The organism is Shewanella sp. UCD-FRSSP16_17 (assembly GCF_001675935.1).
Lineage (GTDB): Bacteria > Pseudomonadota > Gammaproteobacteria > Enterobacterales > Shewanellaceae > Shewanella > Shewanella japonica.
Genome location: NZ_LZFV01000049.1, coordinates 1 through 15,906, shown reverse-complemented (window position 1 = coordinate 15,906; position 15,906 = coordinate 1). Strand labels below are relative to the sequence as shown.

General features: G+C 39.9%; 13 protein-coding genes and 1 rRNA gene. 10 read left to right on the top strand and 4 right to left on the bottom strand.

Annotated features, from left to right (window positions below):
- The first annotated feature begins 38 nt into the window (after positions 1 to 38).
- The 3 genes from adk (at position 39) to nadE (ending at position 3,237) form a co-directional block, all read left to right on the top strand.
- Entirely contained in the window at positions 39 to 683 is a 645-nt protein-coding gene (gene adk, locus A9267_RS20440; RefSeq protein ID WP_055024642.1) for an adenylate kinase, read from the top strand.
- 224 nt (positions 684 to 907) lie between these two features.
- Complete coding sequence (locus tag A9267_RS20435; RefSeq protein ID WP_055024641.1) at positions 908 to 2,212, top strand: inosine/guanosine kinase; 1,305 nt, start codon at positions 908 to 910, stop codon at positions 2,210 to 2,212.
- Positions 2,213 to 2,406: 194 nt separating this feature from the next.
- A complete protein-coding gene (gene nadE / locus A9267_RS20430; protein ID WP_065110561.1) occupies positions 2,407 to 3,237 on the top strand; it encodes an ammonia-dependent NAD(+) synthetase in 831 nt (276 codons plus the stop codon).
- A gap of 8 nt (positions 3,238 to 3,245) precedes the next feature.
- On the opposite strand, the gene A9267_RS20425 is transcribed toward nadE, so the two are convergent.
- Complete coding sequence (locus A9267_RS20425) at positions 3,246 to 3,776, bottom strand: DUF6942 family protein (RefSeq protein ID WP_156669217.1); 531 nt, start codon at positions 3,774 to 3,776, stop codon at positions 3,246 to 3,248.
- Positions 3,777 to 3,955: 179 nt separating this feature from the next.
- Between A9267_RS20425 and A9267_RS20420 the strand changes: the two genes are divergently transcribed.
- The gene (locus A9267_RS20420) at positions 3,956 to 5,401 is read left to right on the top strand and encodes an alpha/beta hydrolase (protein ID WP_065110559.1); all 1,446 of its coding nucleotides are present in this window, start codon (positions 3,956 to 3,958) and stop codon (positions 5,399 to 5,401) included.
- Between the two features lie 11 nt (positions 5,402 to 5,412).
- On the opposite strand, the gene A9267_RS20415 is transcribed toward A9267_RS20420, so the two are convergent.
- On the bottom strand, positions 5,413 to 7,581 hold the full coding sequence (locus A9267_RS20415; RefSeq protein WP_231919235.1) for a diguanylate cyclase: 2,169 nt from the start codon (positions 7,579 to 7,581) through the stop codon (positions 5,413 to 5,415).
- Positions 7,582 to 7,993: 412 nt separating this feature from the next.
- Here A9267_RS20415 and A9267_RS20410 point away from each other — a divergent pair, with 412 nt between their 5' ends.
- From A9267_RS20410 to A9267_RS20395, 4 genes are all read left to right on the top strand, one after another.
- The gene (locus A9267_RS20410; protein WP_055024629.1) at positions 7,994 to 8,260 is read left to right on the top strand and encodes a DUF4212 domain-containing protein; all 267 of its coding nucleotides are present in this window, start codon (positions 7,994 to 7,996) and stop codon (positions 8,258 to 8,260) included.
- A gap of 10 nt (positions 8,261 to 8,270) precedes the next feature.
- A complete protein-coding gene (locus A9267_RS20405) occupies positions 8,271 to 9,989 on the top strand; it encodes a sodium:solute symporter family protein (RefSeq protein WP_055024628.1) in 1,719 nt (572 codons plus the stop codon).
- Positions 9,990 to 10,143: 154 nt separating this feature from the next.
- Positions 10,144 to 12,015: a DUF294 nucleotidyltransferase-like domain-containing protein gene (locus A9267_RS20400; protein ID WP_065110557.1), complete on the top strand. Its 1,872-nt coding sequence runs from the start codon at positions 10,144 to 10,146 to the stop codon at positions 12,013 to 12,015.
- Between the two features lie 3 nt (positions 12,016 to 12,018).
- Positions 12,019 to 12,708 carry an exonuclease domain-containing protein gene (locus tag A9267_RS20395; protein WP_065110556.1) on the top strand — a complete coding sequence of 230 codons (690 nt, stop codon included), beginning with the start codon at positions 12,019 to 12,021 and terminating at the stop codon, positions 12,706 to 12,708.
- 93 nt (positions 12,709 to 12,801) lie between these two features.
- On the opposite strand, the gene A9267_RS20390 is transcribed toward A9267_RS20395, so the two are convergent.
- Both A9267_RS20390 and A9267_RS20385 read right to left on the bottom strand, forming a co-directional pair.
- Entirely contained in the window at positions 12,802 to 13,869 is a 1,068-nt protein-coding gene (locus tag A9267_RS20390) for a ketoacyl-ACP synthase III (RefSeq protein ID WP_065110555.1), read from the bottom strand.
- A 60-nt stretch (positions 13,870 to 13,929) separates the two neighbouring features.
- Positions 13,930 to 14,601: a GntR family transcriptional regulator gene (locus tag A9267_RS20385; RefSeq protein WP_055024625.1), complete on the bottom strand. Its 672-nt coding sequence runs from the start codon at positions 14,599 to 14,601 to the stop codon at positions 13,930 to 13,932.
- A gap of 160 nt (positions 14,602 to 14,761) precedes the next feature.
- Here A9267_RS20385 and gmhB point away from each other — a divergent pair, with 160 nt between their 5' ends.
- Both gmhB and A9267_RS20375 read left to right on the top strand, forming a co-directional pair.
- Complete coding sequence (gmhB, locus tag A9267_RS20380; protein WP_065110554.1) at positions 14,762 to 15,310, top strand: D-glycero-beta-D-manno-heptose 1,7-bisphosphate 7-phosphatase; 549 nt, start codon at positions 14,762 to 14,764, stop codon at positions 15,308 to 15,310.
- Positions 15,311 to 15,753: 443 nt separating this feature from the next.
- A 16S ribosomal RNA gene (locus A9267_RS20375) occupies positions 15,754 to 15,906 on the top strand; the annotation flags it as partial.

Below are 15,906 nucleotides of genomic sequence, written 5' to 3'. Positions count from 1 at the left end.
CGCCTAAAAATATGAAAGCAATAAAGAGGACTTTTGAGATGCGCATTATTCTATTGGGTGCCCCAGGTGCCGGTAAAGGTACACAAGCTCAGTTTATTATGGAGCAGTACGGTATCCCACAGATCTCAACTGGAGACATGCTTCGTGCAGCAATTAAAGCTGGCACAGCATTAGGCTTAGAAGCTAAATCAGTAATGGATGCAGGCCAGTTAGTATCAGATGACCTAATTATTGGTTTAGTTAAAGAACGTATCGCACAAGATGATTGTGTTAAAGGGTTCTTACTTGATGGTTTCCCACGTACCATTCCACAAGCTGATGCAATGGTTGCAAACGGTATTGAAATTGATCACGTTGTTGAGATTGACGTGCCTGATGAAGAAATCGTTAAACGTATGAGTGGCCGTCGTGTGCATTCTGGTTCTGGCCGTGTTTACCACATCGTTTACAATCCACCAAAAGTGGAAGGTAAAGATGACGTAACTGGCGAAGAGTTATCAATTCGTCCAGATGATGAAGAAACAACAGTACGTAAGCGCTTAGGTATCTACCATGAGCAAACTAAGCCATTGGTTGAATACTACGGTAAAGTGGCTGCTGAAGGTAACACTCAGTACACCAAGTTTGATGGCACACAAACTGTTGCGGCAGTGAGTGAGCAAGTTAAACAGTTACTAGGTTAATTAGCTGCTAAAATTACAGTTCCAACGACTGTTGTTCATAAAAAGACCTGCATTGCAGGTTTTTTTATGGCATAAATAAAATAGTTGTCACAAAAAGAGACAAAGATTGACATCAGTATTGGTGTTGATTGTTTTTGTGTTAAAATTAGCGTTTGGTATAAAGCATAAAATGCTGTTCAATCCACAATCCTTTTAAGCACGGATGCCTACTCAGAGAGTTTAAGATGAAGTTTCCTGGTCAACGCAAATCTAAGCATTACTTCCCGGTAAATAACAGAGATCCATTACTGGCTCAGTTAACCCAACAAGAGCAATCTTTTTCAACTTACATTTGCGGTATCGATCAAACCTTGGTGGATATTGAAGCCAAAGTAGAAGACGAACTATTAGAGCGTTATGGTTTACCAAAAGGTAACTCAACCCTTATTGATGACCAACAAGCCCATGAACTCTATAACGAGTTAAAAAACAATGAGATGATCAGCGATGAATTTGCTGGTGGTACCATTGGTAACACGGTTCATAACTATTCAATTTTAGCGGATGACCGTTCTGTGTTATTCGGGGTGATGAGCCAGAATATTATGGTAGGGAGCTACGCCTATCGTTATTTATGTAATACCTCATCAAAGGTAGATTTAAACTATTTACAGCCTGTAGATGGTCCTATCGGTCGTTGTTTTACGTTAATTTCTGAAAATGGTGAGCGTACCTTTGCTATCAGTAAAGGCTCAATGGATAAGTTAACCCCAGAATATATTAATCAAGAAGTCATTCAGGGGAGTTCTGCGCTAGTTATTACAGCCTATTTAATGCGCGCCAGTGAAGGTGATGGCATGACATCCGCTGCAATGAAAGCAATTGAATATGCAAAAGCTGCAGAGGTTCCAGTCGTATTGACATTGGGCACCCGCTTCCTTATTCAAGAAGATCCAACTTGGTGGCAAAACTTTATTCGTGAAAATGTGACTATTTTGGCAATGAATGAAGATGAAGGCGAAGCGTTAACAGGCTTTAGCGACCCACTATTGGCTGCTGATGCGGCACTTGAATGGTGTGACATGGTACTTTGTACCGCAGGGCCTTTGGGTTTATATACTGCGGGCTACGCAGAAGATTCAGAAAAGCGAGCAACCAGTCATACTCTATTACCTGGCGCTATCCCTGAATTTAACCGCTATGAGTTTTCTCGCCCGAAATTAAAAGCAGATTGTGAAACTCCGATTAAAGTCTTCGCACATATTTCACCATACATGGGCGGGCCTGAACTGATTAGAAACACTAACGGAGCAGGTGACGGAGCATTAGCGGCCTTATTACATGACTTATCTGCCAATACCTTCCATAAGACAAATGTACCTGGCTCAAGTAAACATCAACGTGATGGTTTATGTTACTCGTCATTCTCACAAGTGTGTAAATACGCAAACCGTGTAGCCTATGAAGTTTTGGCACAACATAGTCCAAGACTTTCTCGTGGCTTACCAGAGCGTGAAGATAGTCTTGAAGAGTCATACTGGGAACGTTAAATTTACAGCATAAATTGAAAGGCGAGCATCGTAATATGCTCGCCTTTTTATTACGTAAATTGCACTTAAATTGCATAAGTAGTACTTGGTACCTGTGGTAAAATTCAGTAGGATACCAATTAGAGCGTAAATACCTCATTGTAAGTACCATCGGGTAAATAAAACAGCATTGACTACAGAAATTGGAGAGCGTTGTGAAGGGACAAATCTTAAGAGAAATGAAAGTACTTAAGGCGATTGAACCAGCTTATGAAGTCGAACGTCGTGTCGCATTTTTGAAAACCAAGTTAGTTGAAGCACATACACGTAGTTTGGTACTAGGTATTAGTGGTGGTGTTGATTCATCGGTTACAGGTAGATTATGTCAGTTAGCTGTAGATAGCTTAAACGCTGACAACCCTGATCAAAATTATCAATTTATTGCTGTTCGCCTGCCTTACCAAGTGCAAAAAGATGAAGATGAGGCTCAATTAGCGTGTCAGTTTATTCAGCCATCTAAACAAGTTACTGTTAATATTGCTGATGGCGTTGTCGGTGTACATAATGCGACAGTGGCTGGTTTAGAAGAGGCAGGCATTGCGGTAAGCAACAATGAAAATCTTGATTTTGTTAAAGGTAATGTGAAAGCCAGAATGCGCATGATTGCTCAATATCATATTGCAGGATTAACGGGTGGTTTAGTCGTAGGAACCGATCATAGCGCTGAGAATATTACTGGTTTTTACACTAAGTTCGGAGATGGCGCGTGTGATTTAGCACCATTGTTTGGTCTTAATAAACGTCAAGTCAGACAGCTTGCAAGTTTCTTAGGTGCTCCTGAGATATTAGTAAAAAAAGCACCAACAGCAGATTTAGAAGATGATAAGCCACAACTTGAAGATGAAGTGGCATTAGGCCTTACATACGATCAAATTGATGACTTTTTAGAAGGGAAAGACGTAGAGAGTCATGTTGAAGATAAGTTGGTCGCGATATACAAGCGCACGCAACACAAGCGTCAACCTATCCCAACAATCTATGATTAGTGATAAGTTCAATATTGTTTTAGGTAGTCTCTCACTGCTTCTATGAGCTGGTTAGGAAACTGTCGATAATCTAAATATGGCGCAATAAGGACTTGCTTATGCGCCATTACTTTTTGTTTTTCACCCAGTTCTGTTAACTCATCTTGCCAATTCAGGCCCATATGCGTTTCTATTGAATGTTGTAATCGTTCATAAGTCACCTGGCCACATAAAATATGCACTTCTGCATGCGGGTCTAAACCTGCTGAATTGATGATTAAACATGTTGAGTCATGTGCTTCACTTTTTGTCGTAAACAAATCTGCTCTTCGTTTTTTCCAGCAATCGRCTGAGCTATTCTCGGCGGTAATTTTGGCCATGATGGTAAAGATTTTACGCCAATGATTACCATTAAGTTCGATTATCTTACTGGTATCAGCCAGCGTGAGTTCAGTGTCTGTTGGGATGATAGGTGCAGTTGGTAAATAAAACGCCATTTTGGCATTTTTATGGCCAAATTTTATTTGTTCATTATTGGTTGGTGACAGGTCTGATGTCATTTTAATGTCTGTTAATTCACTCATTTTTACTAGATTATCATGATTAATCTCTAGACTCGAATAGGCTTTTAGGCAAACATGAGTCTATAGAATCGGATAAGTGTAACGATATCATTAAGCAGCGAGATGTGTCTTTTAGCCACAGATTTACAAAGCGCTTAGTGTTCAAGGAAAGATCAATGAAAGCGATTGTGATCGGCTCAACAAAGCAACTTCTATTTTTTGCTGTTTATGGCTTTATCGGCAGTATTATCGTTTTTATTGCGATTTTAGTTTGGTTATTAAATGCCAGAGCCGAGTTAGATATCTGGCACACAACTGAACTAAAACACGAATACCATCAGCAGTTGGGGTTAAAAAACTTTGCTGGATATCTGTCGCTCGAAAGTGACTTGTTCAGTGAAATTGAGAATAAAATTTATCAAAGTTACTCGCCAGAAACGCCTTCTGTCATTAACCGGTATGAAACTGGTAGCTTATCTGATCCCAATGGATGGAATTATAACTGGAATCGCTCGTTTGAATGGAAAAAAGCCGATGCTGAGTTTGGTGTTTTACTGATCCATGGTATGTCTGACTCACCCTATGCAATGTCTCATCTTGCTAAACACTTTAAGAAAAATGCTCATGTTTTGGGGTTAAGGCTACCTGGACATGGCACCATTCCCGCAGGATTAACCGGTATTACTTGGCCTGATTTAGCTAGCGCTGTAGATTTGGCGACGCAGCATATGAAGCAACAACTTAATGGTAAGCCGTTATACGTGGTTGGCTTTTCAACGGGGGCAGCCTTAGCGTTAAACATTGAGTTAGAAGCCATTGCCAGAGGCAATGAAACGCACTATCAAGGTATGATTTTTCTTTCCCCTGCAATAGGGCTACAACCCATTGCAGCAGGTGCTAAATGGCAAGCAATGTTAGGCCGGTTTTTAGGTTATGAAAAGTTATTTTGGAACAGTATTTCAGTTGAGTACGACCCGTTTAAATATAGCTCTTTTGCAGTTAACGCTGGTGATGTTGTTTATCAATTATCTCAGCGAAACCATCAAATTATTGAATCATTTTCAACTGAGCAATTAGGCTCTTTAGCACCGATTTTAACTTTCCAGTCGCTCGCTGATGATACCGTTTCTTCCAATGCAGTGGTGAATAACCTCTATCAATACTTACCTTCAAAACAACACGAGTTAGTTATTTTTGATATTAATCGAAATCCTAATAATCATCAGTTAATTATTAATGACCCAATGGATGAAATGGCAAAGCTATGGTTACAAGAGCCAATGGGTTATCAACTGACCTTGATTGAAAATGATACTGACCGTGAGCACTTTGTAAAAGAGACAAGATTAGCTTCTGCTGAATCCTTGACAAGTGAAGCGCTACCATTTGAATGGCCACGTGGGGTATATTCCTTATCTCACGTGGCTTTACCTTTCCCTAAAGCGGATCCTTTGTATGGTCCAGATTTTTTGAAAGAGGTGAGCCACATTCAAATTGGCCAAGCTATTTTTACTGGCGAACGTGGCTTATTTGGGATCCCTGCTGCTGAAATGTTACGTCAGAAGTGGAATCCATTTTACCCGTATATGCTTAATAAAATGGATGAGGTTATAAACCCATAGGTATAACCGTCTTACTCATTAATCACATTAATGATAACTTTATTTCGACCTTGTTCTTTGGCCGCATACAGATTATCGTCGGCCACTTTAATCCATACATCAATGTCAGTTGAAAAGCTGGCATTAGCAGTAATTGCGCCGATACTGGTGGTCACAGAAAACTGCTGTTGATCTGTTGGAGAAGTAATCACAAGCGCTGCTAACTTTTGTTTGAATTGATTTAAATGATGCTCAATTTTAAGGGCATTTGATATCGGTAAAATAAGTAAAAACTCTTCCCCACCATAGCGAGCTACAATATCCGTATCACGCTTAAATTCTTGCTTAAGTAAACTTGAGACGGTACGTAAACATTCATCTCCTGCTAAGTGTCCATAGGTGTCGTTGACCTGCTTAAAAAAGTCTAAATCAAGAATTGCTATGGTAATTGCATGTTCACCACGTAAGCAAAAATCTAATAAGCCATCAAATTTATCTTCAGCATAACGGCGGTTTTTAAGATCCGTTAATGGATCTTTATCCACTAAGGCAAGTAACTTTTTGTTGGCTTGCTCTAATTCATCAGTGCGGATTGCCACCGTCTCTTCAAGTTCTAGCTGATGTGTTAGAAGTTCACGCTTACTGTTAGTGAGCCGCTGGTAGAGGTTAAATACTTCTTTAGACGAGTTTTCATCCAGCACTTGGCTTTTTAAATCATCATTATTGATATTACCAAATTGGTTAGCGACGATTTCGAGTGGCGCTGTTAATAATTGGCACACCTTTCTTGAAATGATAAAGGTGAAAATAATTGAAATAATCAGCATCAAAAAGGTGCCTAACATTTGCTGTTCGGCAGTTTTAAGTAATGGTGAGAGGGGTTTTAATACATATAACTCCCAACCATTATTAAGGCGTGTTTTTACAAATACATGTTCTGGCGAAGTGGATTTAAGATCACGAATATTGATGGTATTTAACGCAATATGGTATGCGCCTTTATCATCAGAGTAAGTAAATTCATCTTCTTCATTGAGCTCAAGTTCTGAGGATGCATAAATGATTTTTTTATTGTCATCTATAAGTACCAGCAACTCTTTTTCACCATAACTATTTTGATTATCGATATTAGCGAAAAACTGTAAATTCAAGGAACCTTCAATTATACCAGCAACTTGTGCTTGATTATTATTTTGGTAAAACGGCGCACTGATAGCKATGATTGAGTCACTACCAAATCCACGCCCTTTGAATACGGATGAGACATATAATTGGCGATTATGGAAGGATTGAATAAAGTAATCCCGGTCACTTATCGACATATTTTTAATATTGTTTTTTTCGTCCAGCATCATAACACCAGGGCTACCTGCTTTGACTTGCGCATTGCTATCGGCAATCAACATGGTAATGAAACTAGGATAACTTGTGTGCAGTTGACTCAGCATTGGCTGCCATTCGTCGTTCGTGGTATTGGCTAAACTGAGAAAGTTGGCTGCGTATTCAATCACCTTTTTGTGATCGTCTATGTATTGCTCGGTTGCAGAGCTTAAATGTTGCGTCGTATCAGTTAAGTTTTGCTTTAATAGCTGTTGCTGCTTTTCTAAAAACAGATAATTAAAACTAAGGGCAGAGATAAGTAAGCATAAGGTGATCATCAATGTCATAAAGTAGGTTACTTGAGCATTGAATGAACGCCTTTTTTTTGCTGTGACTTGGCCATTAAATTGCCAAAGTTTAGGGACCAATACAATAATTAAAGAAGCTAAACAGGCATATATCAGACCATTAATACTTTGCTTAATGATGGCAAACGGCATATGACTTGCTGGTAAATCACTGACTATTTTCATGTATAAATACGTCAGTGGCATTCCGATAAGTATCCAGTAAATGGCACTGCCGTATAGCGGGTACCCCCCTTTACGGCGAATAAAACCTATAAATACCGCTTCGATACAAAACAGTAAGTAAACATGAGGACTTCCCCAAGTCACCATTAAACCTGTTGCACTGAAAACAGCTGTTAATAGGGCATACCAAGGGCCTAAAATAACGGCAGATACAACCGTAAAGGTATTACCCATGACCAGCTGGACGTTGGCAAAAATAGGAATGGGGTAACAGTTGACGATAAAGCCAATGATACCTAGAACCAGTGCTAAAATAAGGTGTTGTAGATTGATGGATTTTTTATTCAATGAATCATCCTTGTCATTATTATAAAAAAATATTACCTGCCTTATTCAGGTAGCACAAGCCTTTGATCTATTAAGGATGAATCATTCTATAAGCTTTGACTAAACGTGAGTGAGCTTATTCTTGATTATCTACGCACGACAAACTGCTAATGACACCGCTTCTCTATCTTTGTATGCATACCCACAAGCTCTTTTCTTCAATTTTTAATTCGACCTTGGTCTAACTCAGAAAACTCTCTTGTATGCCATTTATTTATACCGTTCCTTTATAAGTTTCTGTTTTTAAAGTGATTTGTTGTTGACTTCCTTTTTTGATTTTGTTCACCTTTAGACTAAGGTCGTGATTGTCGTCACATTTTTAGTTGCTAGATTAACTAACGACTTTAAAAATAATTAAGACAGGGGAGTCACAATGGCTTTTGAAAATGAAGACAAGGCAACGGGGTATTGGCGTGAAAATTTACGCTTAGTATTGGGGTTACTCGCAATTTGGGCATTCGTGTCTTTTGGTTGCGGTATTTTACTCGTAGATGTTTTGAACGAAATTACCTTTATGGGCTTTAAATTAGGTTTTTGGTTTGCACAACAAGGTGCCATGTATGTGTTTGTTGCACTGATTTTTGTGTATGTAGCGAAAGCGAATGCTTTAGATAAAAAATATAACGTACACGAAGACTAAGGAATAAATCATGGATGTTCAAACGTTAACTTATCTCATTGTTGGGGTCACATTTGCCCTATATATCGGTATCGCCATTTGGTCTCGTGCTGGTTCTACTAAAGAGTTCTATGTTGCTGGTGGTGGGGTTCCACCTGTAATGAATGGCATGGCAACTGCTGCCGATTGGATGTCAGCGGCATCATTTATCTCGCTGGCAGGTATCGTGTCGTTTACTGGTTATGATGGCTCAGTTTACTTAATGGGTTGGACGGGAGGCTATGTTCTGCTAGCGCTGTGTATGGCTCCTTACCTACGTAAGTTTGGTAAATTTACCGTACCAGACTTTATTGGTGACCGTTACTACTCACAAGCTGCACGTACCGTTGCGGTCGTTTGCGCCATTTTCATCTGTTTTACCTATATTGCAGGTCAAATGCGTGGTGTGGGTGTTGTATTCTCCCGCTTCTTAGAAGTTGAAGTAGAAACGGGTGTTTATATCGGTATGGCAGTGGTGTTCTTTTACGCTGTACTTGGTGGTATGAAAGGGATTACTTACACTCAAGTTGCACAGTATTGTGTGCTTATTTTTGCTTTCATGGTACCAGCCATTTTCATCTCAGTGATGATGACAGGCCATATTTTACCTCAAATCGGTTTTGGTGCTGAGCTTGTTGATGCTGCCGGTAATGGGACTGGGGTTTACCTCTTAGATAAGCTCGATGGTTTATCAGCGGAACTCGGTTTCTCCCAATATACGGAAGGCTCAAAGAGCATGATTGATGTGTTCTTTATTACGGGCGCATTAATGTTTGGTACTGCGGGTTTACCGCATGTAATCGTGCGCTTCTTCACTGTACCTAAAGTAAAAGATGCACGTTTATCTGCAGGTTGGGCGCTTGTATTTATCGCGATTATGTATACAACAATTCCTGCACTTGCTGCTTTCTCACGTGTAAATATGATTGAAACAATCAATGGTCCAGAATCTACAGGTGTGTCATATGAAAGTGCACCTAACTGGATTAAAAACTGGGAAAAAACAGGCTTAATTACTTGGGATGATAAAAATAACGATGGCAACATTTATTATTCTAAAGGCGATACCAATGAAATGAAGATCGACCGCGATATCATGGTACTTGCTACGCCTGAAATTGCTTCACTTCCAGCATGGGTGATTGCATTAGTCGCAGCTGGTGGCTTAGCGGCGGCACTGTCTACATCGGCAGGGTTACTATTGGTAATTTCAACGTCTGTTTCTCATGACTTATTGAAGAAAAACTTAATGCCCAATATTTCTGATAAAGAGGAGCTTAAGTATGCCCGAATTGCCGCAGCGTTAGGTGTTGTCATGGCGGGTTACTTCGGAATTAATCCTCCAGGCTTTGTGGCTGCGGTTGTTGCGATTGCATTCGGTCTGGCTGCATCGTCATTATTCCCAGCAATTATTATGGGTATCTTCTCTAAGACTGTGAATAAGGAAGGGGCAATTGCTGGTATGTTAACGGGTCTACTGTTTACTGCTGGTTATATCGTTTACTTCAAATTCGTGAACCCTGCAGCTAACGTCAGCGATAACTGGTTCTTAGGTATTTCACCTGAAGGATTCGGTATGGTAGGTATGTTCATTAACTTTGGTGTCGCATTCGCTGTTAGTAAAGTGACTAAAGATGTACCACAAGATGTTGTTGAGATGGTTGAGTCTATTCGCTTCCCTAAAGGAGCTGGTGGCGCTCAAGATCACTAACAAGATGAACTTGAACGGTAAAGAGCGCTTCGGCGCTCTTTTTGTTTTTAACCAAACATTATTTTACATCAAGTTACTGGCCATAAGTCGAATAGTGTCATGCAGTGGTTTTTCATATAGTGAATTCATCGAGGTGAGAAAATGATGGAGTGTTATGAAAGACGCAAGTGAACTTCAACCGATCACACAATTTATCAGTGGGTTAATTCCATTTGATTCTTTATCTTCATCAGACTTAGCTCGATGTTGTCAGCAACTCTCTATTGGCTATTACAGCAAAGTTAGCCGAACGGTCCCGTTAGATGAGTCTCATCCACAACTATACATTGTTCGTTCTGGTTCCTTTGAAGTACGGGATCAAGAAGGTGAGTTGTTAGATAGACTTGGAGAAGGGGATTATTTTGGTTTTCCATCTTTGTTATCGGGTGAGAAAGTCAGTAATCAGGTTCAAATTCTCGAAGATAGCCTGGTTTATCACTTAAACCCTGAAACCTTTAATTACTTACGAAAAGAAAGCCGAGAGTTTGATCGCTTTTTTAATCGTGCTTTTGCTAAAAGGTTACGCCATCAAGCTCGTTTTAAGGCAAAGGATTTAACAACGACGAGTCGGATTAACAGCTTGATGTCACCTGATCCCCTAACGATTAATGCTTATGCTAGTGTAAGTGAAGCTGCAAAAAAAATGCGTGTCGCTAGGGTATCGTCGGTACTTGTGATAGATAACGGCAAACTAATCGGGATATTAACTGATAGAGACCTGCGAAATCGGGTTTTAGCTGAGAGGTTTGACGGTACATTAGCAGTGCATCAAGCAATGACTGCAAATCCCAAAGTATTGTTTGAAAACGATCTCGTATTCGAAGCCATGCTATTGATGAGTGAGCACGGTATTCACCATTTGCCGATAATGACGAATGAAGTGAACGATGATGAAGTTACTAAACCTGTCGGCATTTTGACCAGTACAGATATATTACGTGGTCAAAGTTCGCAACCTCTTTTACTAATAGGAGAAATTGAGCGGCAACATGACATTGCTAGTTTAATTCAGGTCAGTAAACAAATCCCTGTTTTACTGCAAAACCTCATAAGTGCCGATGCGCGAGCTGAAGAAGTTGGTCGGGTGCTAACTTCAGTCACCGATGCGTTAACTCGTAGGCTAATTGTGTTAAATCAGCAAATTCTAGGGGCTGCGCCGATGGCTTTTTGTTGGTTAGCATTTGGCTCTCAAGGAAGACAAGATCAAGCTGCTTGTTCTGATCAAGATAATGGATTGTTACTTGCTCATGAACCTGATGAACATGCTAAAGGTTATTTTAATGCGCTAACCCATGCGGTTTGTGAAGGGCTTGATAAATGTGGTTATGTTTATTGCCCCGGGGATATTATGGCGCAAAACCCTAAATGGCGTTTACCTCTTGATAAATGGCAAAAACATTTTGAAAGCTGGTTAAATTCTCCTGAGCCTAAAGCGTTAATGCATGCCAGTATCTTTTTTGATATGCGTGCCGTATACGGTCCACAAAGCTTGTTTGATCAATTGCAAAGTCATGTACTTGAACGTACTAAAGATAACGATATCTTTCTCGCTGGAATGGCTGGTAATTCATTAGTGGAATCGCCGCCATTAGGTTTTTTTAGAAAGTTTGTGCTTGAGCGTGATGGCAGTGAAGTGAAAGGAATGGATTTAAAGCACAAAGGCGTCGCATTAATCAATGATATTGCCAGAGTCTATGCACTAAGTGCGGGTATTGCCGAAGTGAATACACCAAAACGAATTCGTGCATTAATGGATGCCAATATCATAAACCGTAAGGATGCACTCAACCTCGCCGATGCGCTTGAATTTATAGCTCATATGCGTCTTTCAAATCAAGGAGAGCAATATACAAGCCAACAAAACGTTACTAACTATTTAAAACCACAACAAATGTCATCACTAATGCGTCATCAGTTACGTGATGCATTTAAAGTCGTTCACGATGCTCAATCAGGTCTTAGAATGAAATTTATGCGGAGTTTTTAACCTGTGAATGAACTCTGGCTTAAAGCRCGTTTACATTATGAAATGTTTGGCCATAAAGATAAGCTTTATGACTATCAAAAAGCGTATTTAAATGTGATAAACAAACCACTTTCCACATCGAGATTGATGGCCGTGGATCTCGAAATGACGGGGCTTGACCCGTTAAAAGATGAAATAATCAGTATCGGAATAGTGCCTATTGAATTAGATACAATCCCATGTTCAATCCCTTTAACAAAAGCTCAGCAGTGCATGGTTAATATTGATGGGAGTGTAGGGCAAAGTGCAACAGTACATGGCATTGTCGATCAACATGTGTCTGAAGGTGCCTCACTAATTGATGCGATGGAATGGTTTATTGACCGTACTCAGGGACATATTCTGGTAGCTCATCATGCACCAATGGACATTAGCTTTATACAATCTCATTTGGCTAAAGTGTATAACAGGCAAATTCGGTTACCCTTTATCGATACTTTAGCGACTGAAAAACAGCGGCTACTTCGTCAGCATGATGTATTAAAAGAGGGAAGTTTACGTTTAGATGCTTGCAGGCAGCGATATGGTTTACCTACCTATTCAGGTCATGCAGCATTGGTTGACGCAATTGCGTGTGCAGAGCTTTTTATTGCTCAAGTGAATTCAATTGGTGATACTCAAAAACTTGCCGTATCGGAGTTCATATCAATTTAATTGTAGTTATTTGTGATGATTAAAATAAAAAACCAGCACTTGGCTGGTTTTTTTAGTAATGAGTTTGGTTAAATACTTAAAGGTTAAAAATGCTTAACGCTTAGTAAAAAACTCTACTGCAGGTTTAATTAATTCAAGTGCAGAAACTTCACACGGAGGCAGCTCCGCAGTAGGTGCATTAATCGGAGTTGTTCGCTCACCCCATTTTAATAATAGAGCCGCTGATGTTAATCCTGCGCCAAATGCACATGATAAAATAGTTTGTCCTGAATTAATGCGGCCTTGTTCTAATGCATCACAAATCGCAATAGGAATAGTCGCTGCAGACGTGTTGCCGTATTTCGCAATGTTGACGAAGGCTTTTTCTTTAGGGATCTTCATTCGACTGATTAACGTATCAATAATACGCTCGTTTGCTTGATGTGGAATCACCAAATCAACGTCTTCTTTGGTCATGTCGCAATTAGCTAAGACCTTAGTACTTAACCCACCCATACCATGAATCGCGCGTTTAAAGACTTCTTGTCCGTTTAGGTTAATAAAGAAATCCAGAGATGCAGAATCAAATCGGTCCATCTGGGTGCCGAAACCTGATGATAAGATATCACGTGCAGCAGGATCATTATTAAGCTCGTAACCTAAAACACCACCTGGTTCATTACTAGCTTCAATAACAACAGCGCCTGCACCATCGCCAAATAATACGGCGGTTTCACGTCGTGACCAATCTAGATAAAAAGATAATCGCTCTGCGCCAATAACAAGCACTTTCTTGTTCTGGCCACTTTTTATCATAGAGCTGCCCATACCAAGGGCATATAAGAAACCACTACAAGCAGCGTTAATATCAAAAGCGCCGCATGTTGCCCCTACATTAGCTTGAACAGTAGAAGCAATATTAGGAATCAAGGTGTCTGGGCTTGCTGTTGCAAGTATGATTAAATCCAGTTCACTACCGTCAATACCTGCAGCAGCGAGTGCATTTTTAGCTGCAACAGTCGCTAACTCAGATGTGTTAACGTGAGAAATATGTCGTTCGCTGATCCCAGTACGTGTCTTAATCCACTCATCAGAAGTATCCATGAAGGTGGCTAAGTCGTCATTAGTCAGTTTTGCTGGTGGGACGCATTTTCCCCAACCGGTAATATGAGCATACTGCATGTGGTTTTCTCTCAAATAAATTTTAAATTAATCTTTTGATAAACGACGTAGAGGCAATAGTTAGTCTATTTGTTGAATCACTAGCTTCTTAATTGCCTTTGCTGCACCTAAAATGTGCTGGCGTAAAAGTTGGGTCGCTTTATCGATATCTTTGTTTTTGCACAACTCAAACAGTTCGCGATGTTCGCGTTCTGCTGTTGGAATTCCGCCTGTTAATAATAGCTGTAAGCGTATATAGCGATCGCAGCTATTGTTCAGTCCATGAACGACTTCAAGTGTATGCGGTTTGTTAGCGGCTTCGTATAAACAGGTATGAAACTGAGTATTGAGTTCGCTCCATGTGGCCACAGAGTCTTTTTCCTTTAATGCAGTCTCTAATTGAGATAGCACTTGATCAGCTTGTTCGAAATTTTCATCTTGCAAGTTGGGAATGGCTTTCGCGAGAAGATCTGTTTCAATCATAGCCCTTAATTCAAATAATTCTGTGACTTGTTCAACAGAAAGTTCAGTGGCTGTTGCACCTTTGTGTGCTTCGAATTTAACTAATCCTTCAGCTTCTAGTTGAACAAGCGCTTCTCGCACAGGAATTCGACTAACATTAAGCTGCTCAGCTATAGCTGATTGTCTAAGTGGCTCACCTGCTTTGATAAAGCCAGATAATATGCGCTCACGCAAGACTTCTACCACTGCTTGAGTTCGTGTTTTATGAATTATTGGTGTTATTTGACTCATTACTTCTTAATAAATGCCACAAAATATCTACGGAAGGGTAACCTTTACTGAACGCTTTATAAAGTACAACCTTAAAAAATCTTCCTTTTATAATACAAGTGCATAATTTTTCCAGTAATGGGATAATCAGAATAATAAAGAATTTAGGAGTAATAGTACCGTGAATAAAGCCGTGTTCTTAGATCGTGACGGAGTCATTAATATTGATAAAGGTTATGTACACCTTGTTGATGACTTTGAATATATCGAAGGCGTATTTGAAGCCTGCCTGGCTTTCAAGAAAATGGGTTATAAAATCGTGGTGGTGACTAATCAGTCTGGTATTGCTCGTGGAATGTACTCAGAGGATGACTTTCACCATTTAACCGAATGGATGGATTGGAACTTTGCAGATAAAGGTGTTGAATTAGATGGCATCTACTATTGTCCGCATCATCCAGAAAAAGGACTTGGGGAATATAAGCAAGATTGTGATTGCCGAAAACCTAAACCGGGAATGATGCTTGATGCAGCAAAGTTTTTAAAAATTGATATGGCTAATTCAATTATGGTGGGTGATAAAGCTGATGATATGAGAGCTGCAAAAGCAGCGGGCATTAACACAGCTATATTAGTGAGAAGTGGTAAAGTCGTTGATGAAGCGGGTATTGAGCTTGCCGATGGAGTAGTAGACAGCATTGCCGATGTACCAGCTTTCTTAAAGTCGTAATAAAAACATCTCTTAGTTAACGATAAAATTGCTATGAAAGGTGCTGTAACGAGCTTTTTTGATGGTTTTTAGCTCGAAACGTTTAAAAAGTGTGCTTTTGAGCGTTTTTTTATAAATTAATTAAGAAAAGCACTTGCGGGATAAAATGATTTCCCTATAATGCGCAACCACTGACACGGAACAAGGCGTCAAACGCTAGTTACCGAGTTCGCTCTTTAACAATTTATCAAGTAATCTGTGTGGACACTCACAGGTGTTGAGTTAATCGAAATTGCTCTTTCTTTCTCGTAAAGAATGCAGCAATCAAAATTATTATCAATATTTTCTGAATCACGTAAGTGATGAGTGTTCATAGCAATATGTAACAAACAGGATGTAGATTCTTCCGAGTCTGCATAATGTAATCAGAATTCATTGAGCCGAGACCTAGTCTCAAAAAACTTTAATTGAAGAGTTTGATCATGGCTCAGATTGAACGCTGGCGGCAGGCCTAACACATGCAAGTCGAGCGGTAACAGAAAGTAGCTTGCTACTTTGCTGACGAGCGGCGGACGGGTGAGTAATGCCTAGGGATCTGCCCAGTCGAGGGGGATAAC

Excerpts from the sequence above, each read along its gene's own strand:
- adk (WP_055024642.1), top strand. The coding sequence starts at position 39 with ATGCGCATTATTCTATTGGGTGCCCCAGGTGCCGGTAAAGGTACACAA.
- A9267_RS20435 (WP_055024641.1), top strand. The coding sequence starts at position 908 with ATGAAGTTTCCTGGTCAACGCAAATCTAAGCATTACTTCCCGGTAAAT.
- A9267_RS20420 (WP_065110559.1), top strand. The coding sequence starts at position 3,956 with ATGAAAGCGATTGTGATCGGCTCAACAAAGCAACTTCTATTTTTTGCT.
- A9267_RS20410 (WP_055024629.1), top strand. The coding sequence starts at position 7,994 with ATGGCTTTTGAAAATGAAGACAAGGCAACGGGGTATTGGCGTGAAAAT.
- A9267_RS20405 (WP_055024628.1), top strand. The coding sequence starts at position 8,271 with ATGGATGTTCAAACGTTAACTTATCTCATTGTTGGGGTCACATTTGCC.
- A9267_RS20400 (WP_065110557.1), top strand. The coding sequence starts at position 10,144 with ATGAAAGACGCAAGTGAACTTCAACCGATCACACAATTTATCAGTGGG.
- A9267_RS20390 (WP_065110555.1), bottom strand. The coding sequence starts at position 13,869 with ATGCAGTATGCTCATATTACCGGTTGGGGAAAATGCGTCCCACCAGCA.
- A9267_RS20385 (WP_055024625.1), bottom strand. The coding sequence starts at position 14,601 with ATGAGTCAAATAACACCAATAATTCATAAAACACGAACTCAAGCAGTG.